The organism is Vibrio sp. R-1 (assembly GCF_035615595.1).
Classification (GTDB): Bacteria; Pseudomonadota; Gammaproteobacteria; order Enterobacterales; family Vibrionaceae; genus Vibrio; species Vibrio cholerae.
Genome location: NZ_WPDC01000325.1, coordinates 1 through 423 on the forward strand (window position 1 = coordinate 1; position 423 = coordinate 423).

General features: G+C 54.6%; 1 protein-coding gene. It reads left to right on the plus strand.

The annotated features are described in order from the left end of the window. Window positions 1-423: transketolase-like TK C-terminal-containing protein (locus tag GOU96_RS18345; protein WP_324702128.1), on the plus strand; the 423-nt coding region annotated here is incomplete at both ends.

Genomic DNA, 423 nt, shown 5'->3' on the forward strand with positions numbered 1-423 from the left:
GTGGCTTGGAAACTGGCGATTGAGCGTAAAGATACGCCATCTGCGCTGATTTTCTCGCGTCAAAATCTCGCGCAGCAACCACGCAGTGCTGAGCAAGTCGCGAACATCGCCAAAGGCGGTTACATCCTGAAAGATTGCGCAGGTCAACCTGAACTTATCCTGATTGCGACTGGCTCTGAAGTAGAACTGGCGGTTGCCGCTTACGAACAACTGAGCGCCGAAGGCAAAGCGGTTCGCGTGGTCTCTATGCCATCGACCGACGCGTTTGATAAGCAAGATGCAGCTTACCGCGAAGCCGTTCTGCCAGCCGCTGTGACTAAGCGTATCGCGATTGAAGTGGGCATTGCCGACTTCTGGTACAAGTATGTTGGCTTTGGCGGTCGCATCATCGGTATGACCAGCTTCGGCGAATCAGCACCAGCC